This is a genomic window from Allorhizobium pseudoryzae (assembly GCF_011046245.1).
Lineage (GTDB): Bacteria > Pseudomonadota > Alphaproteobacteria > Rhizobiales > Rhizobiaceae > Neorhizobium > Neorhizobium pseudoryzae.
Map to the genome: position 1 here is coordinate 844,894 of NZ_CP049241.1, position 23,609 is coordinate 868,502.

Here is a 23,609-nt window from a genome sequence, read left to right on the forward strand (position 1 = left end):
TCAGGCCGTTTCCACAGCGCTCACCGTGACATTTGCGGCACTGCCGGTCGCCGAGCCGATGCGCTTGCCATTGCTAGCGGAGAAGAAGTGCAGCCGGTCCTGATCGACGGTCAGGGACAGCGCCTCGCCGATTTCCATGTCCGTCGGCATCGAAGCCGTCAGCATCTGGTCGCCCACCAGGCCGTGCACCAGGCGCTGAGCCCCCAGTTCCTCAATATAGTCCACCGTCATCGGCAGCACGGCTTCGCCGGGCTTTGCCAGCCGCAGATCCTCGGCCCTGATCCCCACCGTCACGGCGCCGGATGTGGGTGCCGTTCCGCCAAGCTCGACGACGGCCGGGCCGATTGCCAGCCGATTGCCATGGAGTTCGCCGGCAACGAGGTTCATCGCCGGCGAGCCGATGAAACTGGCCACGAAGGTGGAGGCCGGCGCGTGGTAGACCTCGAGCGGCGAGCCGATCTGCTCGATCTGGCCGCCGTTGAGCACCACCAACCGGTCCGCCAGCGTCATGGCTTCCAGCTGATCGTGGGTGACGTAGATCGAGGTGGTGCCAAGGCGCCGCTGCAGGCGCTTGATTTCGCCGCGCATCGAGACGCGCAGCTTGGCATCGAGGTTCGACAGTGGTTCGTCGAACAGGAAGGCCGCCGGCTTGCGCACGATGGCGCGGCCCATGGCCACACGCTGGCGCTGGCCGCCGGAGAGCGCGCGCGGCTTGCGCTCCAGATACTGGGTAATTTCCAGCATGCGGGCGGCTTCCGCCACGCGGGCATCGATCTCCGCCTTCGGCGTGCCGCGGTTCTTCAACCCGTAGGCCAGATTCTGATAGACCGTCATGTGCGGGTAGAGCGCATAGTTCTGGAAGACCATCGCGATGTCGCGCTCGGCCGGTTCCATGCGGTTCACCACCTTGCCGCCGATCGAGACCTCGCCGTCGGAAATGGTTTCGAGACCGGCGACCATGCGCAGGAGGGTGGACTTGCCGCAGCCCGAAGGACCGACGAGCACGATGAATTCGCCATCGGCAATGTCGATCGACACGGAATTGACCGCCTTCACGCCCCCGGCATAGATTTTCGACACACCGGCTATCTTGATGCCAGCCATGTTACTTCTCCGTCTCTGTCAGGCCGCGGATGAACAGCCGCTGCATAAAAATAACGATCAGAATGGGGGGCAGCATGGCCAGCACGGCGCCGGCCATCACGAGCTGCCATTCGATGACACCGTCCTGGACGGTGACCATGCGTTTCATGCCCATCATCAATGTGTAGTAACCGGGATCCGTCGTCACCAGCAGCGGCCAGAGGTATTGCACCCAGCCATAGATGAACAGGATCACGGAGAGCGCGCCGATATTCGTGCGCGACAAGGGAAGCAGGATGTCGCGGAAGAACTTCATCGGTCCCGCACCATCCACGCGCGCCGCTTCCAGCATTTCGTCCGGCACCGTCATGAAGAACTGGCGGAACAGGAAGGTTGCGGTGGCGGACGCGATCAGCGGAACGGTCAGACCCGCCCACGAGTTCAGCATGCCGAGATCGGCGACGATCTTGTAGGTCGGCATGATGCGCACTTCGACCGGCAGCATCAACGTCACGAAGATGATCCAGAAGGCGAGCTGGCGAAGCGGAAACCGGAAATAGACGATCGCGAAGGCCGAGATGATCGAGATCGAAATCTTTCCGATGGTGATCACCAGCGCCATGATCAGCGAATTCAACGCCATGTGCGAATAGTTCGGCAGGCCGTTCGCTGCCGAAGCGCTCGTCAGGATCTGGGTGTAATTCTCGATGAAATGCGAGCCCGGCAGAAGCGGTACGGGGCCGCTCATCAGGGTCGAAATGTCATGCGTCGAGGCGATGACCGCCACATAGACCGGCAGCGCCACGAGAACGAAGCCAAGAATCAGGAAGGCATGGGTCAGAAAGGTCAGGAAGGGGCGGTTTTCAACCATGATCGGCCCTCAATACTGCACGCGGCGTTCAACATAACGGAACTGCACGAAGGTCAGTACCATCACGATCATCATCAGGAGAACCGACTGCGCCGAGGACGAGCCGAGGTTCAGGCCGAGATAACCATCCTGGTAGACCTTGTAGACCAGCGTCGTGGTCGCCTGTGCCGGACCGCCCACCGTCGTCGCATCGACGATCGGGAAGGTGTCAAACATCGTGTAGTTCACGTTGATGATGAACAGGAAAAAGGTGGTGGGCGACAATAGCGGCAAAGAGATCGTGAAGAAGCGCTTCACCGGTCCCGATCCATCGATCGCGGCGGCTTCCATCAGCGATTGCGGCACGGACTGAAGGCCGGCGAGGAAAAACAGGAAATTGTAGGATACCTGTTTCCAGGCCGCGGCAATGATGATCAGGATCATCGCCTGGGTGCCGTTCAGATCATGATCCCAATCGATCCCGATCTTTTCGAGGAAGAAGGGCATGAGGCCCGTGGAACTGTTGAACAGGAACCACCACAACACGCCGGCGACCACCGGGGCCACGGCATAGGGCCAGACGAGCAGCGTGGTATAGACCTTGCCGGTGCGCACCAGGCGATCCACGGCAGCGGCGAAGGCAAGGCCGAGAATCATCGACAGCGCCGTCACCGACACGGCAAAGACCGCCGTCCGCGACAGGGCATCCAGATAGTTCGGATCCTCGAAGAGGCGCTGGTAATGCAGAAATCCAACAAAGACGGTCGACAGACCGAAGGGGTCTTCCCGCTCGAAGGAGGACTTCACCGCCTGCGCCGCCGGCCAGATGAAGAATACGAGCGTGATGAAAAGCTGGGGCGCGAGCAGCAGGTAAGGCAGCAGCCGGCTGTTGAAGGTCGTTTTTTTGGTATCCATTGAGCCCTGCCAGATTGGTCCGGACAAAGGAAGGGAGGACCGGCCGTCGGCCGCCCCTCCCCTCTGGGTCAGCGATGATCAGTTATTGGCGGCTTCGAATTCGCGAAGCAGCTTGTTGCCGCGCTCGACGGCGCTGTCGAGAGCCTGCTTGGCGTCCTTCTTGCCGGCCAGCAGCGACTGGAACTCTTCATCCACGATCGTGCGAACCTGGGTGAAGTTGCCAAAACGCAGACCCTTGGAGTTCGCGCTCGGCGTGCCGCGGGTGATCTGCTCGATAGCGATATCGGAGCCTGGGTTCTTGGCGTAGTAACCCTGGCTCTTGCCAAGCTCATAGGCCGCGTTGGTGATCGGCAGGTAGCCGGTGAACTGGTGCCAGTCGGCCTGGACTTCCGACTTCGAGAGGTAGGAGAAGAACTTCGCAACGCCCTTGTAGACGGCCTTGTCCTTGCCATTCAGAACCCAGAGCGTCGCGCCGCCGATGATGGAGTTCTTCGGCTCCTTCGTGACGTCGTCATAATAGGGCAGCGGAGCAAAGCCCGGAGTGAAGTTCTTGGCGTTGTTGATGACGCCCGCACGGCCGGCCGACGAGTTCATCGTCATGGCGCATTCCTGGGCGTAGAACATCGTCGCTGCCTGATCGCCGCCCACCGGGCCGCCATACTTGAAGAGGCCTTCATCCTGCCACTTCTTCAGGTTGGCCCAATGCTTGACCTGAACCGGACCGTTGAACTTGAACTCGCTCTTCAGGCCGCCGAAGCCGTTTTCCAGCGTGCCGAAGGGCTGGTCGTGCAGAGCCGACAGGTTTTCCGTCTGAACCCAGGTGATCCAGGCCGAGGTGAAGCCGCACTTAGCAGCGCCGGAAGAGACGATCTTCTTGGAAAAGTCTTCGACTTCCTTCCAGGTCTTCGGTGCCACTTCCGGATCAAGGCCGGCCTTCTTGAAGACGTCCTTGTTGTAATAGAGGATCGGCGTCGAGGAGTTGAACGGCAGCGACAGGATGTTGCCTTCCGTATCGGAATAATACCCGACGACCGGACCGAGGAAAGACTTCGTGTCGAAGGCTTCGCCTTCATCCTTCATCAGCTTGTAGACCGGATAGACGGCGCCCTTGGCGGCCATCATCGTGCCCGTGCCCACTTCGAAAACCTGCACGATGGCCGGCTGCTGGTTGGCGCGGAACGCAGCGATCGCTGCGGTCAGGGTTTCCGGATACGAACCCTTGTAGACCGGAACGACCTTGTAGTCGCTCTGGCTTTCGTTGAACTTCGTGGCGATCTCCTCGAGCTTCTTGCCGAGTTCGCCACCCATGGCGTGCCACCAGGTGACTTCGGTTGCTGCGAGCGAGGTGGTTGCCGAGAGCGCGAGCGCTGCTGCGGCCAATGCGAGCTTCTTGAACATGGTGTCTCCCTCTATCTCCGGTAGATCGGATGTGGCTGGCTTAGCGGCCTTATGTGACGCGTCCTTAAAGGATTTATGACAGCACCATTACAGGAGAGCCTGATATTGCACAGCTTTGCAAGCTTTTCAGAAGGCATCCACAAAATGTCGGGGAAGCTTCCATTGCTGCATTGCAACAATATCGTATCGATAGGAAAGCAGATGTGCGTTGGACTGCCTTGAAATCCAATGGTTGGAAGCAGCACGGATGCGATGCTGCGTTGCAGGACCAACAGCATCCACGGCATTACGCGCATCTTGGCGCATTTTCACTTCGACGAAGGCAACAAGATCTCCGCGGCGGGCAATGATATCGATTTCACCCGAAGGCGTGCGATAGCGCATGACGAGGATTCGGTAACCCTTCAGCCGCAGAAAAAGGGCCGCGGCATATTCGGCAAGGCGCCCGCGGCGCTCCGCCCTCCGCCGCTTCAGCCTTTTCTCGTCAGCCGCCATCGCCATCCTTCAATTCGATGAGCCGCTGATAGAGATCCTTGCGCGACAGGCCAGTCAGGCGCGCGGCCTCGGCGGCCGCCTTCGTCGCCGGCATGCTGGCGGCAAGTTCTCGCAGCATCACGTCGACATCGACCGCAGCCGGCACATCGTCAAAGGCCGGCGGGCCGATGACCAGCACCACCTCGCCCTTCACCGTCGCATCGGCATATTGGGCCGCGAGATCGCCGAGCGATCCCCGGCGGAACTCCTCGAAGGTCTTGGTCAGTTCCCGGCAGACGCAGGCCGGCCTGGACGGCCCCAGCACGTCGGCGGCGATGACCAGCGTGTCGGCAATCCGGTGCGGCGATTCGAAGAAGATCAGCGTCGCCGGGATCTTGGAGAGTTCCGCCAGCCGGTCGCGGCGTCCCTTTTCCTTGACCGGCAGGAAACCCGCAAACAAAAAGGCGTCGGACGGCAGGCCGGAGCCGACGAGGGCGGCGAGCGGCGCGGAGGGACCGGGGATCGGCACCACCTTGTGGCCGGCCTCCAGCGCCAGCTGACCGAGGCGGTACCCCGGATCGGAGACGAGCGGCGTTCCGGCATCCGAAACAAGCGCGACGGACTTGCCCTCATCGAGCGCCGCAATCAGCCTTGGCCCGGCCTCGTTGGCATTGTGCTCGTGATAGGCGAAGGGACGGCCAGAAATGCCGAAGCGGTCGAGCAGCACGCGGGTGACGCGGGTATCCTCGCAGGCCAGCACATCGGCGCCCGCCAGCGTTTCGAGTGCCCGAAGCGTGATATCACCCAGATTGCCGATCGGCGTTGCCACCAGATAAAGCGCCGGCTCGAGCGGCCTTGCCGGCACCGCGACATTGGCGACACGGTAGGTTCGGGAGGTCGCCTTTTCATTATCCGTCACGTCTGCGCCTGACCTTTCTGGGCTATTCCGGGCTGTTTTCGCCTTTATGGGGGAGGCCGGCAGATTGGGCAAGCAGGCAGCATCACCACGCATGGCTGTGGAAAGCTGTGCGAAGTCTCTTGCACCGCACCGAAATCCTCCACGCGATTGGCAGGCCCCCTTGCCTTTTCCTTCAAAACTCTGCCATTTTGCCCGTCCACATCGTCCGACCACCCTGACGGACAAGCATAACTTCCGGTCCTTCCGGACCGGCACGGTCGAAAGCGGTAGCGTCCATGCGTATTACTCTTGAGCGGTCCAACCTTCTTAAGTCGCTGAACCATGTTCACCGGGTCGTGGAACGCCGCAACACGATCCCGATCCTGTCCAACGTCTTGATGCGCGCCTCCGGCAACGAGCTGGCGCTGAAGGCGACCGACCTTGATCTGGAAGTCACGGAAGAAGTGCCGGCCATGGTGGAACAGGCGGGTGCGACCACCGTTCCGGCCCACCTTCTCTACGAAATCGTCCGCAAGCTGCCGGATGGCGCGGAAGTGCGCCTCACCACCAATCCGGATGGCGGCAGCATGATCGTCCAGTCCGGCCGCTCGAAATTCTCGCTGCAGTGCCTGCCGGAATCGGACTTCCCGGATCTGACGGCCGGCACCTTCAGCCACACGTTCAAGATCAAGGCGACCGAGCTCAAGATGTTGATCGATCGCACCCAGTTCGCGATCTCGACGGAAGAGACGCGCTACTATCTGAACGGCATCTTCTTCCACACGATCGAGGCCGGCGGCGAGCTGAAGCTGCGCGCCGTGGCGACCGACGGCCACCGCCTGGCGCGCGCCGATATCGTTGCCCCCTCCGGTTCTGAGGGCATGCCCGGCATCATCATTCCGCGCAAGACGGTTGGCGAGCTGCAGAAGCTGGTCGATGATCCGGAACTCGTCGTCACCGTCGAGGTATCGGATGCCAAGATCCGCCTGAACATGGGCACGATCGTGATGACCTCGAAGCTGATCGACGGCACCTTCCCGGATTACCAGCGTGTCATCCCGACCGGCAACGACAAGGAAATGCGCGTCGATTGCCAGAGTTTTACCCGCGCCGTCGATCGCGTCTCGACCATCTCCTCGGAGCGCGGTCGGGCGGTGAAGCTGGCGCTCAGCGAAGGCCAGCTGCTGCTCACCGTCAACAACCCGGATTCCGGTAGTGCCACGGAAGAAGTGGCGGTCGGCTACGAAAGCGATCCGATGGAAATCGGCTTCAACGCCAAGTATCTGCTCGACATCACCGCGCAGCTGTCCGGTGAAGATGCGATCTTCATGCTGGCGGATGCGGGTTCACCGACACTTGTCAGGGATACGGCGGGCGATGACGCCCTTTATGTTCTGATGCCCATGCGCGTTTAAGCTAAAATCAAGGGATCGGTTCGCCGGTCCCTTTTTTTGCCGCATTTTTGGATGCGACATTTTTCCTTGCTTTTGCGTCATCAAAAGCCACTTAGTTCAGTTAGGCCTGCCGGGAGATCAGAATGCAATTGCGTTTCAAGGAGCGGCTGGGCCGCAAGTTTGACGAGGAAATCCGCTTCTTCAAGGGCTGGATCGACGGACCCAAACGGGTCGGCGCTATTCTGCCCACCTCCGGCATCACGGCGCGGCGCATGGCAAGTGTCATCACGCCGAAGACGGGCCTGCCGGTGCTGGAACTCGGCCCCGGAACCGGCATCATCACCAAGGCCATCCTGCAGCGCGGCATCAAGCCGGAGAACCTGGTCTCGATCGAATTCTCGACCGACTTCTTCCAGCATCTCACCCGCAATTTTCCGGGCGTCCACTTCATCAACGGCGACGCCTTCGACCTTCAGAACACGCTCGGCAGCTTCAAGGACGTGCAGTTCGATGCGGTCATCTCGGCCATCCCCATGCTGAGCTTTCCGATGGAGCGGCGGATCGCGCTTCTGGAAGACCTGCTGGACCGCATGCCGCACGGCCGCCCGGTGATGCAGATCACCTATGGTCCCGTCTCGCCGATCGTCGCCAAGCCGGACAGCTACCGGATCAAGCATTTCGATTTCGTCGTGCGCAACATTCCGCCGGCGCAGCTGTGGGTCTACACCCGCCCCTGAGCGAGGCGCCTGCGCATGTTCGGCGTCTACATCACCCATCCGCAGGTCACCATCGATCCGGCGGTTCCGGTTCCGGACTGGGGACTGTCGGAGACCGGCCTTGCCCGCACCCGGCAGGCGGCGGCGCTTTCCTGGGTTCGGCACCTTCGCCGCATCGTCTCGAGTGCCGAACGCAAGGCGATCGAGACGGCCGAGATTCTGGCCGATGCCGCCGGAGTGGCGCCGGATATCGACCCAGCCATGCATGAAAACGACCGCTCCGCCACGGGCTTCCTGCCGCCGCCGGCCTTCGAAGAGGCCGCCGACTGGTTCTTCGCCCATCCGGACGACAGTTTCCACGGCTGGGAACGCGCGGTCGATGCGCAGGCGCGGATCGTGAACGCCGTCTCGAAGGTCTTGGCCGGGCACGACCCGAACCTGCCGATCGCCTTTGTCGGGCATGGCGGCGTCGGCACGCTGCTCAAATGCCATCTCGCCCGCCGGCCGATTTCGCGCGATTGCGACCAGCCCGGCGGCGGCGGCAATCTTTTCGCCTTCCGTCTCTCCCGCTCTCTTGCCGAGTGCCGCCTCGCATGCGACTGGACGCCGATGGAATTCTGGCAAGGAGACATATGATGACCGCACGCGACCGCTTGATCGTCGGGCTCGACCTTCCCACCATAACCGAAGCGGAAGCCGTGGTCGGTACCCTGGGCAACGAGGTCTCCTTCTACAAGATCGGCTACCAACTGGCTTTCGCCGGCGGCGTGGAATTTGCCCGCGACCTCGTGCGCGACGGCAAGCAGGTCTTTCTCGACATGAAGCTGCTCGACATCGACAACACCGTGGCAAAGGGCGTCGAAAACATCGTCAAGATGGGCGTCACCATGCTGACCCTGCATGCCTATCCGAAGGCGATGCGCGCGGCGGTGGAGGCGGCGAAGGGCTCGAACCTCTGCCTGCTCGGCGTGACCGTTCTGACCTCCATGGACGATGCGGACTTGCGCGAGGCGGGTTACGAATACGACCCGCACACGCTGGTGCTGACGCGCGCCGAACAGGCCCACGCCGCCGGCATGGGCGGCATCGTCTGCTCGGCGGAGGAATCGTCCGCCGTGCGCAAGATCATCGGCCCGGACATGGCGCTCGTCACCCCCGGCATTCGCCCGAAGGGGGCCGATGCCGGCGACCAGAAGCGGGTCGTCACCCCCTTCGATGCGATCAAGGCGGGCTCCAGCCATCTCGTCGTTGCCCGGCCCATCGTCAAGGCGACGGATCCGTTGTCCGCGGCGCGGGCCATCCTTGCCGAAATGAATGAAGCGCTCTGAAGAAAAGCCGCGAAAAGGGAGAGAAGCATGCCCAAGGGATACTGGATTGCCCGCGTCGATGTGCGCGATGCGGAGCGCTACAAGGATTATGTCGCCGCTGCCAAGCCGGCGTTCGAACACTACGGCGCGAAGTTTCTCGCCCGTGGCGGCCCCATCACCACGCTGGAAGGCCCATCGCGCGCCCGCAACGTGGTGATCGAATTTGCCTCGATGCAGGATGCGGTGGATTGCTACAATTCGCCGGTATACCAGATCGCCGCCAAGATCCGCCAGGAGGCGGCGGACTCCGACATGCTGGTGGTGGAAGGCGTCTGAACGCCTCCTCTCAGCACTTCCTTCACCAGCAACCGTTTTTGCTGCGCCGTGCGGCCTTTCGACCGGCGCTTGACACTTCACCTCGGCCACGCTTTGGGCTAGAGGAAATCTCATGATCCTTCTGGCTTTCGGAGCATTCCCATGACCATGTCCAATCTTCCGCCGCTCGTCACCGTGTTCGGGGGCTCGGGCTTCGTCGGCAGGCATGTGGTTCGGGCGCTCGCCAAGCGCGGTTACCGCATCCGTGTCGCCGTGCGGCGTCCGGATCTTGCCGGGTTCCTGCGGCCGCTCGGTTATGCGGGCCAGATCCAGCTGGTTCAGGCGAACCTGCGCTATCGCAAATCGATCGACCAGGCAGTGGCCGGCGCCGATTACGTCGTCAACTGCGTCGGCATCCTGTTCGAAAGCGGCAAGAACTCGTTTGACGCGGTGCAGGAATTCGGTGCCAAGGCTGTTGCCGAAGCGGCCCGCGCCGCCGGTGCGAAGCTGACCCACATTTCCGCCATCGGCGCCAATGCCAAGTCCGAATCCTCCTATGGCCGCTCCAAGGGCCGTGCGGAGGAGTCGATCCTGCAGACGCTGCCGGATGCCGTCATCCTGCGCCCCTCGATCGTCTTTGGCCAGGAAGACAACTTCTTCAACAAGTTCGCGGATATGGCCCGCACCATGCCCTTCCTGCCGCTGATCGGCGGCGGCCACACGAAGTTCCAGCCGATCTTCGTTGAAGACGTGGCCGAAGCGGTGGCCCGCTCGGTGGATGGCAAGGTCGAAGGCGGCAAGATCTACGAACTCGGCGGGCCGGAAGTCCTCACCTTCAAGCAGTGTCTCGAGGAAGTGCTGCGCGTGACCTATCGCAAGCGCGGCTTCATCTCGATCCCGTTCGGCATCGCCTCGACGATGGGCCGCGTCGCCTCGATGATCCCGCTGATTGCACCACCGCTGACCGCCGACCAGGTGACCCTGCTGAAGACAGACAACGTGGTGTCAGACGAAGCCATCAAGGACGGTCGCACGCTGGAAGGCCTCGGCATCAAGGGCACGCTCTTGTCCAGCATCCTGCCAAGCTACCTCGTGCGTTTCCGCATCCACGGCCAGTACACCAATGCCGGAAAGGCCGCCTGAGGCCATTGCAGGGGCCGCAATGGCGGCTCGCTGCGCTGCACAATCCAAGGCAGGGCCGGCGCCCTGCCTATTTTTTGTTAATCTAATGTGACACAAATGCCGCAGTCAGCGTCAAGCAGGCATTAACCGCGGATTCAACAACTTGCTCTATTGAATTCAAAGGTGGCGGCTCGTAAACCCGCACAACCGGTTCTGGAACAGTTGGCGCCGTGACATCTCTTTTTTCCTCCGAAAGGCAATCCTCCATGGGCAAGTCGATCGCACTGTTTTTTGCGTGTGCGGCAATGGTTATTCTTGCAGGCTCCTTCCTGGCACCGGGCACGGTTGCCGCCAACAAGGGCACCTGCGCCCCCGCTTACGGCGTCGACCCGTGCAGCACGGGCTCGATCAGCAACGCCTCGCGCTGATCCGTTTGATCTGGGCGGACCGCTGACGATCCGCCCTGTCCGCGGGTGATCACCCGAAGATCAAGAGGCCTGCCAGGCCGGCGAATCCGACCAGGATTCGCCAATAGGCGAAGGGCGCAAAGCCCCGGCTCGACACGAAGTTCAACAGACCCTTCACGACGACCAGCGCGGTGACAAACGCCGCCACGAAGCCGATCGCGATGATGCCGAGATCGTCGAAGCTCAGGATGTCCCGGTTCTTGTAGAGATCGAGCACAAAGGCGCCCACCATGGTGGGCATGGCGAGGAAGAAGGAAAATTCCGCCGCCGAGCGCTTGTCCGTTCCCATCAGCAGCGAACCGACGATCGTCGCCCCCGAACGGGATGTACCCGGAATCATCGCGAGGCACTGGAAGAGGCCGATCTTGAAGGCGAGCGACGGCGGATAGGTCATCGCATCCGTATAGCGCGGCTTGAAATTCATCCGGTCGACCGCCAAGAGAATGAAGCCGCCGAGGATCAGCATCACGCAGATCAGCATCGGCGTTTCGAACAGAACGGTCTTGATGAAGTCGTGCGCGAAGGCGCCGATCACGGCCGCCGGCAGAAAACCCATCAGCACCGTCAGCACGAAACGCCGCGAATGGGCGCTCGTCGGCAGCGTCAGGGCGACCCCGAGAAGCTTCTGGAAATAGACGAGCAGGATGGCGAGGATCGCGCCAAGCTGGATGAGGACGGCAAAGGTGTTGCCGGGTGATTCGAAGCCGAGGAAGTGGCCGGCAAGCAGCACGTGGGCTGTGGAGGAGACCGGGATGAATTCGGTCAGCCCCTCGATCAGGCCGAGAACCAGGGCGCTGACGATGGATTGGTCCGCCATTCTTGATCCTTTGTTAAGAGAGATGGGAATTATAGTGGGAGGAAAATGAGCGCTTCGACCTACTAAACCTTCGTGGCTGCCTTATGTCAGCCACATTCGGGCATTGGTGATCGCGTCCGTCGCAGGCTTATCATAACAATCTTCATTTTCGAGTATCAATGCCCACGCTTTATCACCACCCCATGTCCTCCGCCTCGCGTTTCGTCCGGTTGATCCTGGCCGAATACGGCTTCCAGACGGATTTCGTGGAGGAGCAGCCCTGGGAAAAGCGCCGCGAATTTCTCGCCCTCAATCCGGCCGGTTCGCTGCCGGTCTATGTCGATGACAGCATGCGCGTGCTGTGCGGACCGAGCGTGTTGCTGGAATTTCTCGACGAGACGCATGGTGTCCTGAAACGGGACCGCCGGCTTCTGGCCGAAGATCCGTTCCAGCGCGCCGAAATCCGCCGGCTGACCGAGTGGTTCCTGCAGAAGATGGAGCAGGACGTCACCAAGCCTCTGACGCGCGAGCGGGTCTACAAGCTGCAGATGACGGCGGCGCAAGGGGGCGGCGCACCGGACAGCAAGGTGCTGCGCACCGCACGCGCCAATATTCGCCAGCATATGAAGTACCTCGCCTGGCTCGCCGGATCGCGCACCTGGCTTGCCGGCGACCGGCTGAGCTATGCGGATCTTGCCGCCGCCGCCTCGATCTCGGTTCTCGATTATCTCGGCGAAATTGATTGGCAGGAGACACCGGTCGCCAAGGAATGGTATCAGAGGCTGAAATCGCGGCCCTCGTTCCGTCCGCTCCTGGGCGAACGTATCCGCGGCATCACGCCGGTATCTCATTATGCGGACCTCGACTTCTGATCAGGACAGACCGGCATCCGCACGACCGCCGAAAGCGGAGGAGCGGAAACGCAAGCTGACGGCCTTTCTGCGCCAGGAAGCGCTTGCCCAGGGGTTTGACCTCTGTCGCATCACCCTGCCCACCAGCATTCCCGAGGCGCCGGCCCGCCTTGCCGAGTTCGTCGCCGCCGGTCGCCATGGCACCATGGCCTGGATGGAGGAGACGCTGGAGCGGCGCGGCGATCCGCGCACGCTGTGGAGCGAGGTCCGCTCCATCGTCATGTTGGGCCTGAACTACGGGCCGGATGAGGATCCGCGGTCCATTCTCGACAAGCCGGACCGCGCCGCCATCTCCGTCTATGCCCGCAACCGCGATTATCACGACGTCATCAAGGGCCGGCTGAAGGAGATCGCCACGCGCTTTGCCGCGCGCGCCGGTGCGGATGTGAAGGTGTTTGTCGATACGGCCCCGGTGATGGAAAAGCCGCTCGCCGCCGCCGCCGGTCTCGGCTGGCAGGGCAAGCACACCAACCTCGTGTCGCGCAGCCACGGCTCCTGGCTTTTCCTCGGCAGCCTGTTCACGACGGAAGAACTGGAGATCGATGCGCCCGAGCGCGATCATTGCGGCTCCTGCCGCGCCTGTCTTGATGCCTGTCCCACCGCGGCCTTCCCGGCGCCCTACCAGATCGATGCGCGACGCTGCATTTCCTACCTCACGATCGAGCACAAGGGGCCGATCGATCCCACCTTGCGACCGCTGATCGGCAACCGCATCTATGGCTGCGACGACTGTCTTGCCGCCTGCCCGTGGAACAAGTTCGCGGCAGAGGCCTCCGAAATGAAGCTCAAGGCGCGCGAAGACCTGAAGGAGCCGTCGATCGCCTGTCTGCTGACGCTCGACGACGGCGCCTTCCGCAGCCTATTCAGCGGCTCGCCGGTCAAGCGCATCGGTCGCGACCGCTTTGTCCGCAACGTGTTGATCGCGGCTGGAAATTCCGGCCGAAGTGATCTGATCGCGCCCTGCATGCGTCTTCTTGATGACACCTCCCCCGTGGTGCGCGCCATGGCGGTGTGGGCCCTGTCGCGCCTGATGCCGCCGGAAGGCTTTGCGGCTCTGCGTGCCGGCAGGGTAGAGGATGAGGACCCGGACGTGCGGGCGGAATGGCAGATGGTGGAGCAGGGCTGATGCGGATGATGATCTTTGGAGCCGGTTATTCCGGCCAGGCCATTGCGGCGGAAGCGCTGAAGGCCGGGACACATGTCTCCGGCACCACCCGCAGCCCGGAAAAGGCGACGCTCCTGGCGCAACAGGGAATAAAGCCCTTTCTATTCGACGGAACGACACTCTCTCCCGCACTGCGCCAGGAGATGGCGGAGGTCACGCATCTCGTCCAGTCGATTGCGCCGGGTGCGGAGGGCGACAGCCTTCTCACCCTGAGCAAGGGCGATCTGCGGGCGCTGTTTCCGAGGCTCGAATGGGCGGCCTATCTCTCCACCGTCGGCGTCTATGGCGATCATGGCGGGGCGTGGGTGACGGAGGAAACGCCATGCCGCCCCGTGTCGCAGCGTTCGGTGGAGCGCGTGGCGGCGGAGGAGGGTTGGCAAGGAGCGGCAGAGGCCGCCGGCATTCCCGTTGCCATCCTGAGACTTTCCGGCATTTACGGTCCTGGCCGCAACGGCTTCGTCAACCTGGCGCAGGGCACGGCACGACGGCTGGTGAAGCCCGGTCAGGTGTTCAACCGCATCCGGGTGGAGGATATCGGCCGCGCCTGCCAGTTCCTGATCGAGCACCAGTTGGGCGGGATCTTCAACATCACCGACGCCGAGCCGGCGCCGCCGCAGGACGTGGTGACGGAGGCCGCCCGCCTGATGGGCGTCGAGCCGCCGCCGGAACAGGCCTTCGAAACCGCCGAGCTCAGCGCGATGGCGCGCTCTTTCTATGGCGAGAACAAGCGGGTCTCCAACGCCAGCATACGCAACCTGGGGTTTGAATTCCTGTTTCTGGATTACAGGGTCTCCCTCCGGCAGCTCTGGTCCGACGACGTCTGGAAGCCCTGATTTCCGGGCTTCTGCGGAGCCCAAAATAGGTGCCTTCTTCGGGTGAAAATTCCATTTTTGGCACATGACAGAGTGACAGTTTCTTTACCTCTGCGGCAATCTCGCCAAAATTTGCGCGATATCGGCAGAAAAACGACCGTCACGATAAAAATATTTCCGCCGATTTCGTGAGCGCGAATCCCGGCGCGATTCACCGGGAAGGATATTCCAATTCCGGTCTGTTTTTCCTAAACTTTTTCCACTTGCATCGCCGCCGATCATTAGCCGGCTTTTCATCACGAATCTTACAGTCTGAAACATTGCGTGATTGCAGAGTCCACGTTTCTGCCTTTTTTGCCCCTGCCTTAGCCCGCCGCACACGCATTTTTGGGCTCACCACAGGGGACAACAGGATTTGAAGTTCACACAACGCACACTCTTCGCCGCGGTTGCCATCGCATCCATTTCTTTTTTGGGAACCGCTCCCGCCAATGCCGCGCCAGGTTGTGGTCACGCCTCCTGGTATGCACTGACCTCGAAGACAGCGTCCGGCGAACGGATGAACCCGTCCAAGCTGACGGCCGCGCACAAGTCGCTCGGCTTCGGCACGAAGTTGAAGGTCACCAACAAGCGCAACGGCAAGAGCGTCGTCGTCCGCATCAACGATCGCGGTCCCTTCATCCGCGGACGCGTCCTGGATCTGTCGAAGGCCGCAGCGCAGAACATCGGCATGGTCGCCTCCGGCACGGCGCAGGTCTGTTACGAGGTGATTGGCTGAGGCGGGCACGATCGCCCGGCGAAACCCGAACAGCCTTGCCCTTGCGGCGGAAGGCGGATACACGCCGCCTGACAAGCAAGGAGATTGACGATGCGACTGGGCGGACGGATGGCGGCTGCCATCGAGGTGCTGGCAGATATCGAGGTGCGCAGGCGTCCCGTCGCCGATGCGCTGAAGGACTGGGGCCTTGCCCACCGCTTTGCCGGCTCCGGCGACCGCGCCGCGATCGGCAACATCGTCTATGACGCGCTGCGCATGCGCCTCTCGCATGCCTGGCTGATGGACAATGACAGCGAAACGGCCCTCGTTTATGCCGTCCTCCTGCGCCAATGGGGTTTTACGCCCGAAACGCTGGCCGCAGAACTGGCCGATGACAAATTCGCGCCAGAAGCGCCGGACCTTGCACCGCTTGCCGCCCGGGATCTCTCCGATGCCCCGCCGCATGTGCAGGGCGACATTCCGGACTGGCTGGTCGGTTCCTTCGAAGCGGCCTTTGGTGACCGCTGGCTCTCCGAGGCCGTGGCCATGGCCGGCCGCCCGACGCTGGACCTGCGGGCCAACACGCTGAAGGCCACGCGCGACAAGGTGGTGAAGGCGCTCGACCGCTCCGGCGCTGTCGCCACACGGCTTGCCCGGTTCGGCGTGCGCATTCCCGCCGGCGAAGGCGCCTCGCGCCTGCCGAATGTCACGGCGGAACTCTCCTTCCAGAAGGGCTGGTTCGAGGTGCAGGACGAAGGCTCGCAGATCGTCGCCGATCTGGTGCAGCCGGCTGAAGGCCAGCAGGTTCTCGACTACTGTGCCGGCGGCGGCGGCAAGACGCTCGCGCTCTCTGCCGCGATGAACAATAAGGGCCAGGTGCATGCCTATGACGCCGACCGGAAACGGTTGGCGCCGATCATCGAACGGCTGCGCCGCGCCGGGACCCGCAACGTCCAGGTCCATGACAATGCGCGGGACCTCGCCGCTCTGGAGGGCAAGCTGGATACGGTGCTGGTCGATGCGCCCTGCACCGGCACCGGCACCTGGCGCCGCCGCCCCGACACGAAGTGGCGCCTCACCGAGAAGAACATCGAGGAACGCCTCGACCAGCAGCGCGACGCGCTGTCGTCCGCCTCCCGTTATGTGAAGCCGGGCGGGCATCTCGTCTATATCACCTGCTCCATCCTGCCGCAGGAAAACGGCGGCCAGATCGAACGCTTCTGTGCCGAGAATTCGGAATTTTCCCCCGTCGACAGCCTCAGCACCTGGACATCACTGTTCGGCGCCGATGCGGCAAGACCCTATTCGACCGACGGTACCAGCCTGACGCTGACTCCCGGCTCGACGGATACGGATGGCTTCTTCTTCTGCAAGCTGAAGCGGAACGCCTGAAACCGGTCCTGCGGCTTGACGATCGTCAGGTTGCGGGACGCGCTTCAAACCGTTCTAAACTAGATTATTTGACACCAGTATCCGTATGCGCGATGACAGCGCGAACGGCCTCACGCTGCTGCAGGAGAGAATATGATCCGTAGAACGATTTTGAACGCGAGCTTCGGCTTGCTCGCCGCATCCGCCGCTTTCGTCGTCACCCCGGCCCTCGCGGCAGAACCGGCCGCGGTGCTGACGCATTACGCAGACCTGGGGCATGCCAAATTCGAGGATGCTCTGACCACGGCCAAGGCACTCGACACGGCCATCGACGCGCTGATCGCCAAGCCGTCACAGGAGACGCTTGCAGCCGCCCGCCAGGCCTGGATTGCGGCGCGCATTCCCTACCAGCAGTCGGAAGTCTACCGTTTCGGCAACCCGATCGTCGATGAGTGGGAAGGCAAGGTGAATGCCTGGCCGCTGGATGAAGGCCTGATCGACTACGTCGATGCCGCCTATGGTACCGAAAGCGACAGCAACGCCTACTACACCGCCAACGTGATCGCCAACAAGAAGCTGTCGATCAACGGCGAGGAGATCGACGCTTCCAAGATCACGCCGGAGTTCATCCGCAGCCTGCACGAGGCCGGCGAAGTGGAGGCCAATGTCGCCACCGGTTATCACGCGATCGAATTCCTGCTCTGGGGCCAGGACCTGCACGGGACGGGTCCCGGCGCCGGTGAGCGCCCCTACACCGATTACGACAAGGCCAATTGCACCCATGGCAATTGCGACCGCCGCGCCGATTATCTCAAATCCGCCTCCACGCTCCTGGTGCAGGACCTTCAGGACATGGTGGTGGCCTGGGCACCGGATGGCGAAGCGACGAAGGCGGTGACCGCCGATCCGAAGGCCGGCATCACCGCCATCCTCACCGGCATGGGGTCTCTTTCCTACGGGGAACTGGCCGGCGAGCGCATGAAGCTCGGCCTCTTGCTGCATGATCCGGAAGAAGAGCACGATTGCTTCTCCGACAATACCTATGCCTCGCATCTGAACGATGCGATCGGCATCGCATCGGCCTATAACGGCACCTATACCCGCGTCGACGGCACCAAGATGGCCGGGCCGTCGCTCTCCGAACTCGTCAAGGAGAAGGATCCGGCGCTGGACCAGGAAATGACGGCCAAGCTCGACAAGACGCTGGCCGCCATGAACGCCATGGCCGACCGCGGCAAGAAGGTCGAAGCCTATGACCAGATGATCGGTGAAGGCAATGCGGCAGGCAATGCCGTTGTCCAGGCTGCCATCGACGGCCTGATCGACCAGACGAAGACGGTGGAGCGCATCATCGCCAAGCTCGATCTCGGCGCGATCAAGCTCGAAGGCTCCGACAGCCTCGACAATCCGAACGCCGTTTTCCAATAATCAGCTTGGAGCAGGCCGCCCCCGTTCGCGGGCGGCCTGATAGTCTCATGCGCCAGTCTCAGGTCCGCACTCTCTTGCTCTCGGCGACAGCCGGTGCGTGCCTGCTTCTTCCCGCACTTGCCGATGAAGCCGGCCTGTTTCCCAAAACCCGCACCGATCTGTCCGTCAAGGACATGGCGCGGGTCGCCGCCGTCACACGGCCCACCACTGATTTTTCCAAGCCGGAAGACTTCGAGGCGATGCCAGGGGGTGCCGCCACCTCGACGGCGCTCGTCAACGGCGACGCGTTCTCGCATTTTTCCGCCAATATTAGCTTTGCCGAAGAAGAGCAGTTCAAGCTCGGCAATGCGCTCTTCACCAAACTCTGGGTCGCGGCCCCCTCCTCCACCCAGGCCTCCGACGGGCTGGGGCCCCTTTACAATGCCCGCGCCTGCCAGAGCTGCCATGTGAAGGACGGCCGCGGCCATCCGCCGGAAGGGGCAAACGACCGCACATCGATGTTCCTGCGCCTGGCGCGGCCCGCACGCACGCCGGAGGAAGAGGCACGCCTTGCCCGCCACGAGGTGCTGACCTTTCCCGACGCCACCTATGGCGAGCAACTGCAGGATCTTGCCGTTCCCGGCCTTGCGGCGGAAGGCGAGATGGAGATCGCCTATACGGAAGTTCCGGTGAGGTTGGCGGACGGCACCACTGTCTCGCTGCGCAAGCCCACCTATTCCGTGGCGGAGCTTGCCTATGGCCCGCTTGGGTCCGACACCACGCTGTCGCCGCGCATCGCCCCGCCGATGCTCGGCATGGGGCTGATCGAGGCGATCCCCGAGGCTGATATCCTCGCCCATGCCGATCCGGACGACCGCAATGGCGATGGCATTTCGGGCAAAGCCGCCATCACCCGCGATCACCGCACCGGCGCCCTTGCGCTCGGGCGTTTCGGTTTCAAGGCGCAGACCGCCAGCGTACGCGATCAGGTCGCCGCCGCCTTTTCCGGCGACATGGGGCTTTCCACCCCTGACCGGCCGAACCCGTTCGGCGACTGCACGATGGCGGAGACTGCCTGTCTTGCACTGCCAACCGGCGTGCAGGCACGGCTCGGCGACAGTGAGGCGCCCGATCCGGTGATGGATCTCGTGACCTTCTACTCGAAGAACCTGGCGGTGCCGATGCGCCGGAGCGTCGAGGCGCCGGATATGCTCGCCGGCAAACAGGTCTTCTATGCGATCGGCTGTGCCAGCTGCCACGTGCCGAAATTCGTCACCCGCCGCGATGCGGACAATCCCGCCCAGGCCTTCCAGCTGATCTGGCCCTATTCGGACTTTCTGCTGCACGACATGGGCGAAGGCCTCGCCGATGGAAAGCCGGTCGGTGTCGCAACCGGACGCGAGTGGCGCACGCAGCCGCTCTGGGGTATAGGACTGACCGAGACCGTCAATGGTCACACCTTCTTCCTGCATGACGGGCGCGCACGCAACCTCACCGAAGCCATTCTGTGGCACGGCGGCGAAGCGCAGGCAGCCCGGGATGCCTTTGCTGGCCTCTCCGCACAGGATCGCGCCGCGCTCATATCGTTTCTGGAGTCCCTTTGATGCGCAAGCTCATCTCCGCCCTCGCCCTCTCGGCCCTGTCTGCCACCGGCGCCTTCGGCCAGGACGCCAACCTTGCGCCGCCAAAGCCTATCACCCTGGAAGAAACGAAGACGCTGATGGCGCATGTGGTGGATGATTTCATCCGCCCCGGCTACCGCACGCTCTCGACCTCCAGCAGCCGGCTGACCAATGCGATGATGGAGCTCTGCTCCAAGCCCTCGGATGACACGCTTGCGGCGGCACGCGCCGCCTTTGAGGCGACCGCCATCGACTGGGCCCGTATCGAGGTGGTGCGGGTCGGGCCGGTGATCGAGGAGAACCGTTTCGAACGCATCCTGTTTTATCCGGACCGCAAGGGCACCGGCCTTCGCCAGGTGCAGGCGCTGCTCGCCAATCCGGATGAGAGCGCCACCTCGCCCGTCAGCCTGCGGGACAAAAGCGTTGCCATGCAGGGGCTCGGAGCGCTTGAATTCGTGCTCTACGGCACTGGTTCGGAAGAATTGCTGGCAAAGCCGGACAGTTTCCGCTGCCGCTACGGCCTCGCGGTTGCCGGCAGCGTGCAGCGGGTAGCCACCGAACTCTCACAGATCTGGGATGACCCGCAAGGCATCCAGAAGGACTGGAAGAACCCTGGACCGGACAGCGCCGCCTACCGCGACCAGAACGAGGCGGTGACCGGCGTGCTCGGCATCCTCGTCCATTCGGCGGAAGCGCTGCGCGACCAGCGGATCGAAAGCTTCTACAAGGGCGAGGACAACAACACCTTTGCCAAGCAGGCGCTGTTCTGGCGCTCCGGGCTGACCTTCCGCATGCTGACCGGCAATCTGATGGGCGTGCAGGCGCTCATCGACCGCTCCGCGATCCGTGACCTGCTGAACGACGATCAGCGCTCTATTGTCTCGTCGATCGATTTCGTGCTGAAATCCCTGATCAGGGTCTCGCAGAATATGGAGCCGAATGTGGAGATGGCCGTCAGCACCGAGGCTGAGCGCCAGAAGCTGGACTTTCTGCTGCTCAACACCCGCGACCTGATCCTGCGGCTCAACGACGATCTGGGCGGCGGGTTGGGGCTCGGCGCCGGCTTCTCCTTCTCCGATGGTGACTGAGCCGTGGCGATGAGAAGCGGCCTGATCGACAGACGAAGTTTTTCCCGGGCCGCCGGCATCGGCTTCCTGGGGTCGCTGCTGCCACACCAGCTTTTCGCGCTCCAGCAGGCCGAAGCCGTCTTCGCCTCCGGCTTTCGGGCGCCCGACGGCACCTATGGGATTGCCACCGTCAGCGTCCGTGGCGAGGTGATCGACCGGATCACGCTTCCGGCCCGCGCGCACGGGCTTTCCTATTGCAAGGCCACGGGCCGCGCCGTCGCCTTTGCCAGGCGGCCGGGCACCTTCGCGATGATCTTCGATCCTTCGGGCCGGGCAGAACCGGTGGTCATCCATGCGCCGGAGGACCGACACTTCTACGGCCACGGGCATTTTTCGCCGGATGGCCGCATTCTCTACGCCAGCGAGAATGATTTCGATGGCAACCGCGGCATGATCGGCCTCTATGACGCGACGGACGGTTTCCGGCGGATCGGCGAGTTCGACGCACACGGCATCGGTACGCATGACATGACCGTCTCCGATGAAGGCAAGCTTCTCGTGATCGCCAATGGCGGCATCGAGACGCATCCGGATTTCGGCCGCACCAAGCTCAATCTCGACCGCATGGAGCCGACGCTCGTCATCCTCGAGGCCGCCACCGGCACGCTTGTCCAGCGGCACACGCTGCCGGCACGCCTCAGCCGACTTTCCACCCGCCATCTGGACATCGATGCGAAGGGCCGCATCTGGTTTGCCTGCCAGTATGAGGGACCGCGCAACGACCTGCCGCCGCTGGCCGGCCATTTCGCCCCCGGCGAAGACCTGACCTTCCTGCAACTGCCGCAGCAGACGACGGAGCTGCTCGCCAATTATGTCGGCGCCATCGCCGTCAATCGCGGGGAAAACCTCGTCGGCCTTACCTCGCCGGTCGGCGGCGCGGCCGTCATCATCGATGCGCGCAACGGGCGCGTTCTCGCCGAACAGGTGATCCGGGATGCGGCGGGCGTGGCCCCCGCACCGGAAGGCATCGCCGTCTCCTCCTACACGGGCGAACTCTGCCGCACCCGCTCCAATCTCGCCTGGGACCAGCATCTCATCCGCATCGGCTGATGCCTCTGGCGGAGGGGCCGGCCACGCCCTAGATCTGAGCCATGAAAAAGATCCTGATCCACCTGCTGTTCATCGCGCTCGTCACCGGGCTCGGCGCGCTCATCGGCGTCGCCAATGTCCCGGGCGAGTGGTACCAGTCGCTTGCCAAACCGCCCTTCAACCCGCCCAACTGGATTTTCGGCCCGGTCTGGACGGCGCTCTACGTGCTGATCGGTATTGCCGGCGCCCGCACCTGGCTTGCGGCACCGGCCTCGGCCTGCATGCAGATGTGGTTCGGGCAGATGGCGCTGAACTTCCTCTGGACCCCTGCCTTCTTCGGCGCCGAGAGCACCGCGCTCGGCCTTGCCGTGATCCTGCCGCTGCTGTTGTCGATCATCGCCTTCATCCGCATGAGCTGGAATCCGGACCGGCTGAGCGCCATCCTGTTCCTGCCCTATCTCGCCTGGGTGGGGTTCGCGTCCCTCCTCAACCTGTCGCTCTTCCTGCTCAATTAGCCATGAGCCGATGCGAGGCTTGCGGGTGAGCGTCCGGCATGCCAGTTTCGCATCTGCAAAAGGGTGGCAGGCATGGACGGAATTGATGCGGGCGATTTCCGCGAACGGGTGAAGCGCAGTTTCGAGAGGCAGGAGGCCATGCGCACCATCGGCGCGGAGCTGACGCGCGTCGAGCAGGCGATGATCGAGATCGAAATGCCCTTCGATGCCAAGCTCACCCAGCAGCACGGTTTCCTGCATGCCGGCGTAATTGCCGCCGCGCTCGATTCCGCCTGCGGTTACGCCGCCTATACGGTGATCGAGCCGGAGGCCTCCATCCTCACCATCGAGTTCAAGATCAACCTTTTGTCGCCGGGCCGCGGCGAACGGTTTCTGTTTCGCGGCGAGATCACCAAACCCGGCTCCACCATCATCGTCGCCGATGGCCGCGCCTATGCGTTAAGCGACGGCCCCGCCAAGCTGATTGCCTCGATGACCGGCAGCATGATGGTGATCCGCGGCAGACAGGATGTCACCGGATGAGCTTCGACCTGAAGTCCGTGGCGAACAAACGCCTGCTCTTCGTCATGGCGGTCGATGCCGAATATGGCCCGCATCTGAAGGCTCGGTTTTCGCCGCTAATGACCGGCGTCGGCCCGGTCGAGGCGGCGATTTCCCTGACGCGGACGCTCTCGCATCTGGCGCTTGACGGTGCGCTGCCCGATCTCGTCGTCTGCCTCGGTTCCGCCGGCTCGCGCATACTCGAACAGACAGAGGTCTACCAGATCACGTCGGTCTCCTACCGCGATATGGATGCCTCGCCGCTCGGTTTCGAGAAGGGCCGCACGCCCTTCCTCGATCACCCGGCGACGATCCCACTGCCCTATCGCATCCCCGGTGTGCCGGAGGCGCGTCTTTCGACCGGCGCCAACATCGTCTCGGGCGATGCCTATGACGCGATCGATGCGGATCTCGTGGAGATGGAAACCTTTGCGGCGCTCCGCGCCTGCCAGAGTTTTGGCGTGCCGCTGATCGGCCTTCGCGGCATCTCGGACGGCAAGGCGGAGCTTCGCCATGTCTCCGACTGGACCGAATATCTGCACGTCATCGACGAGAAGCTGGCAGACGCCGTCGATCGCTTGACGCAGGCGCTGCAATCCGGCGATTTGCGGATCTGAC

The 23,609-nt window shown here is 62.8% G+C and carries 26 protein-coding genes; 19 read left to right on the forward strand and 7 right to left on the reverse strand.

The genetic code is table 11. The features are described from left to right. The 6 genes from G6N78_RS04140 to rsmI form a co-directional block, all read right to left on the reverse strand. Positions 1–1,104 (reverse strand): sn-glycerol-3-phosphate import ATP-binding protein UgpC, encoded by a 1,104-nt coding sequence (locus G6N78_RS04140; RefSeq protein WP_165215988.1) that lies wholly within the window; start codon positions 1,102–1,104, stop codon positions 1–3. Position 1,105: 1 nt separating this feature from the next. Beyond that, positions 1,106–1,954, reverse strand: a complete 849-nt coding sequence (gene ugpE, locus G6N78_RS04145) for a sn-glycerol-3-phosphate ABC transporter permease UgpE (protein ID WP_165215990.1) — start codon at positions 1,952–1,954, stop codon at positions 1,106–1,108. A gap of 9 nt (positions 1,955–1,963) precedes the next feature. Next, entirely contained in the window at positions 1,964–2,848 is an 885-nt protein-coding gene (gene ugpA, locus G6N78_RS04150) for a sn-glycerol-3-phosphate ABC transporter permease UgpA (protein ID WP_165215992.1), read from the reverse strand. Positions 2,849–2,926: 78 nt separating this feature from the next. Continuing rightward, positions 2,927–4,246 carry a sn-glycerol-3-phosphate ABC transporter substrate-binding protein UgpB gene (gene ugpB / locus G6N78_RS04155; RefSeq protein ID WP_165215993.1) on the reverse strand — a complete coding sequence of 440 codons (1,320 nt, stop codon included), beginning with the start codon at positions 4,244–4,246 and terminating at the stop codon, positions 2,927–2,929. A gap of 126 nt (positions 4,247–4,372) precedes the next feature. Then, positions 4,373–4,741, reverse strand: coding sequence for a YraN family protein (locus G6N78_RS04160; protein WP_165215995.1), 369 nt, complete (start codon positions 4,739–4,741; stop codon positions 4,373–4,375). Further along, positions 4,731–5,639: a 16S rRNA (cytidine(1402)-2'-O)-methyltransferase gene (rsmI, locus tag G6N78_RS04165; protein ID WP_234905874.1), complete on the reverse strand. Its 909-nt coding sequence runs from the start codon at positions 5,637–5,639 to the stop codon at positions 4,731–4,733. The genes G6N78_RS04160 and rsmI overlap by 11 nt, the downstream gene beginning before the upstream one ends. A 275-nt stretch (positions 5,640–5,914) precedes the next feature. Between rsmI and dnaN the strand changes: the two genes are divergently transcribed. From dnaN to G6N78_RS04200, 7 genes are all read left to right on the forward strand, one after another. Beyond that, positions 5,915–7,033 carry a DNA polymerase III subunit beta gene (gene dnaN, locus G6N78_RS04170; RefSeq protein ID WP_165215998.1) on the forward strand — a complete coding sequence of 373 codons (1,119 nt, stop codon included), beginning with the start codon at positions 5,915–5,917 and terminating at the stop codon, positions 7,031–7,033. A 122-nt stretch (positions 7,034–7,155) separates the two neighbouring features. Beyond that, positions 7,156–7,749 carry a phospholipid N-methyltransferase PmtA gene (pmtA, locus tag G6N78_RS04175; RefSeq protein WP_165215999.1) on the forward strand — a complete coding sequence of 198 codons (594 nt, stop codon included), beginning with the start codon at positions 7,156–7,158 and terminating at the stop codon, positions 7,747–7,749. Positions 7,750–7,764: 15 nt separating this feature from the next. Beyond that, positions 7,765–8,364: a histidine phosphatase family protein gene (locus G6N78_RS04180; protein WP_165216001.1), complete on the forward strand. Its 600-nt coding sequence runs from the start codon at positions 7,765–7,767 to the stop codon at positions 8,362–8,364. Further along, entirely contained in the window at positions 8,364–9,056 is a 693-nt protein-coding gene (gene pyrF, locus G6N78_RS04185; RefSeq protein WP_165216003.1) for an orotidine-5'-phosphate decarboxylase, read from the forward strand. The genes G6N78_RS04180 and pyrF overlap by 1 nt, the downstream gene beginning before the upstream one ends. Positions 9,057–9,083: 27 nt before the next feature. Beyond that, positions 9,084–9,371 carry a DUF1330 domain-containing protein gene (locus G6N78_RS04190; RefSeq protein ID WP_165216004.1) on the forward strand — a complete coding sequence of 96 codons (288 nt, stop codon included), beginning with the start codon at positions 9,084–9,086 and terminating at the stop codon, positions 9,369–9,371. 141 nt (positions 9,372–9,512) lie between these two features. After that, positions 9,513–10,493 carry a complex I NDUFA9 subunit family protein gene (locus G6N78_RS04195; protein WP_165216006.1) on the forward strand — a complete coding sequence of 327 codons (981 nt, stop codon included), beginning with the start codon at positions 9,513–9,515 and terminating at the stop codon, positions 10,491–10,493. Positions 10,494–10,738: 245 nt separating this feature from the next. Next, the gene (locus G6N78_RS04200) at positions 10,739–10,900 is read left to right on the forward strand and encodes a hypothetical protein (protein ID WP_165216007.1); all 162 of its coding nucleotides are present in this window, start codon (positions 10,739–10,741) and stop codon (positions 10,898–10,900) included. Between the two features lie 49 nt (positions 10,901–10,949). On the opposite strand, the gene G6N78_RS04205 is transcribed toward G6N78_RS04200, so the two are convergent. Next, positions 10,950–11,756, reverse strand: coding sequence for an undecaprenyl-diphosphate phosphatase (locus G6N78_RS04205; RefSeq protein ID WP_165216009.1), 807 nt, complete (start codon positions 11,754–11,756; stop codon positions 10,950–10,952). Positions 11,757–11,914: 158 nt separating this feature from the next. Here G6N78_RS04205 and G6N78_RS04210 point away from each other — a divergent pair, with 158 nt between their 5' ends. From G6N78_RS04210 to G6N78_RS04265, 12 genes are all read left to right on the forward strand, one after another. Further along, positions 11,915–12,607, forward strand: coding sequence for a glutathione S-transferase family protein (locus G6N78_RS04210; protein WP_165216010.1), 693 nt, complete (start codon positions 11,915–11,917; stop codon positions 12,605–12,607). Next, entirely contained in the window at positions 12,588–13,772 is a 1,185-nt protein-coding gene (queG, locus tag G6N78_RS04215) for a tRNA epoxyqueuosine(34) reductase QueG (protein WP_165216012.1), read from the forward strand. The genes G6N78_RS04210 and queG overlap by 20 nt, the downstream gene beginning before the upstream one ends. Then, a complete protein-coding gene (locus tag G6N78_RS04220) occupies positions 13,772–14,644 on the forward strand; it encodes an SDR family oxidoreductase (protein ID WP_165216013.1) in 873 nt (290 codons plus the stop codon). Before queG ends, G6N78_RS04220 begins: the two co-directional genes overlap by 1 nt. Positions 14,645–15,038: 394 nt before the next feature. Then, positions 15,039–15,401 (forward strand): septal ring lytic transglycosylase RlpA family protein, encoded by a 363-nt coding sequence (locus G6N78_RS04225; protein ID WP_165216015.1) that lies wholly within the window; start codon positions 15,039–15,041, stop codon positions 15,399–15,401. Positions 15,402–15,491: 90 nt separating this feature from the next. Further along, positions 15,492–16,772: an RsmB/NOP family class I SAM-dependent RNA methyltransferase gene (locus tag G6N78_RS04230; protein ID WP_165216016.1), complete on the forward strand. Its 1,281-nt coding sequence runs from the start codon at positions 15,492–15,494 to the stop codon at positions 16,770–16,772. A 132-nt stretch (positions 16,773–16,904) separates the two neighbouring features. Further along, positions 16,905–18,179 carry an imelysin family protein gene (locus G6N78_RS04235; RefSeq protein WP_165216017.1) on the forward strand — a complete coding sequence of 425 codons (1,275 nt, stop codon included), beginning with the start codon at positions 16,905–16,907 and terminating at the stop codon, positions 18,177–18,179. 47 nt (positions 18,180–18,226) lie between these two features. After that, positions 18,227–19,762, forward strand: coding sequence for a di-heme oxidoreductase family protein (locus G6N78_RS04240; protein WP_165216018.1), 1,536 nt, complete (start codon positions 18,227–18,229; stop codon positions 19,760–19,762). Further along, on the forward strand, positions 19,762–20,868 hold the full coding sequence (locus G6N78_RS04245; RefSeq protein ID WP_165216019.1) for an imelysin family protein: 1,107 nt from the start codon (positions 19,762–19,764) through the stop codon (positions 20,866–20,868). The genes G6N78_RS04240 and G6N78_RS04245 overlap by 1 nt, the downstream gene beginning before the upstream one ends. Before the next feature lie 9 nt (positions 20,869–20,877). Beyond that, positions 20,878–21,957 carry a DUF1513 domain-containing protein gene (locus G6N78_RS04250; RefSeq protein WP_165221262.1) on the forward strand — a complete coding sequence of 360 codons (1,080 nt, stop codon included), beginning with the start codon at positions 20,878–20,880 and terminating at the stop codon, positions 21,955–21,957. Between the two features lie 41 nt (positions 21,958–21,998). Beyond that, the gene (locus tag G6N78_RS04255) at positions 21,999–22,451 is read left to right on the forward strand and encodes a TspO/MBR family protein (protein WP_165216020.1); all 453 of its coding nucleotides are present in this window, start codon (positions 21,999–22,001) and stop codon (positions 22,449–22,451) included. Positions 22,452–22,523: 72 nt separating this feature from the next. Further along, positions 22,524–22,973, forward strand: a complete 450-nt coding sequence (locus G6N78_RS04260; protein ID WP_165216021.1) for a PaaI family thioesterase — start codon at positions 22,524–22,526, stop codon at positions 22,971–22,973. Then, positions 22,970–23,608, forward strand: a complete 639-nt coding sequence (locus G6N78_RS04265) for a 5'-methylthioadenosine/S-adenosylhomocysteine nucleosidase (RefSeq protein WP_165216022.1) — start codon at positions 22,970–22,972, stop codon at positions 23,606–23,608. Before G6N78_RS04260 ends, G6N78_RS04265 begins: the two co-directional genes overlap by 4 nt. The last annotated feature ends 1 nt before the right edge of the window (position 23,609 follow it).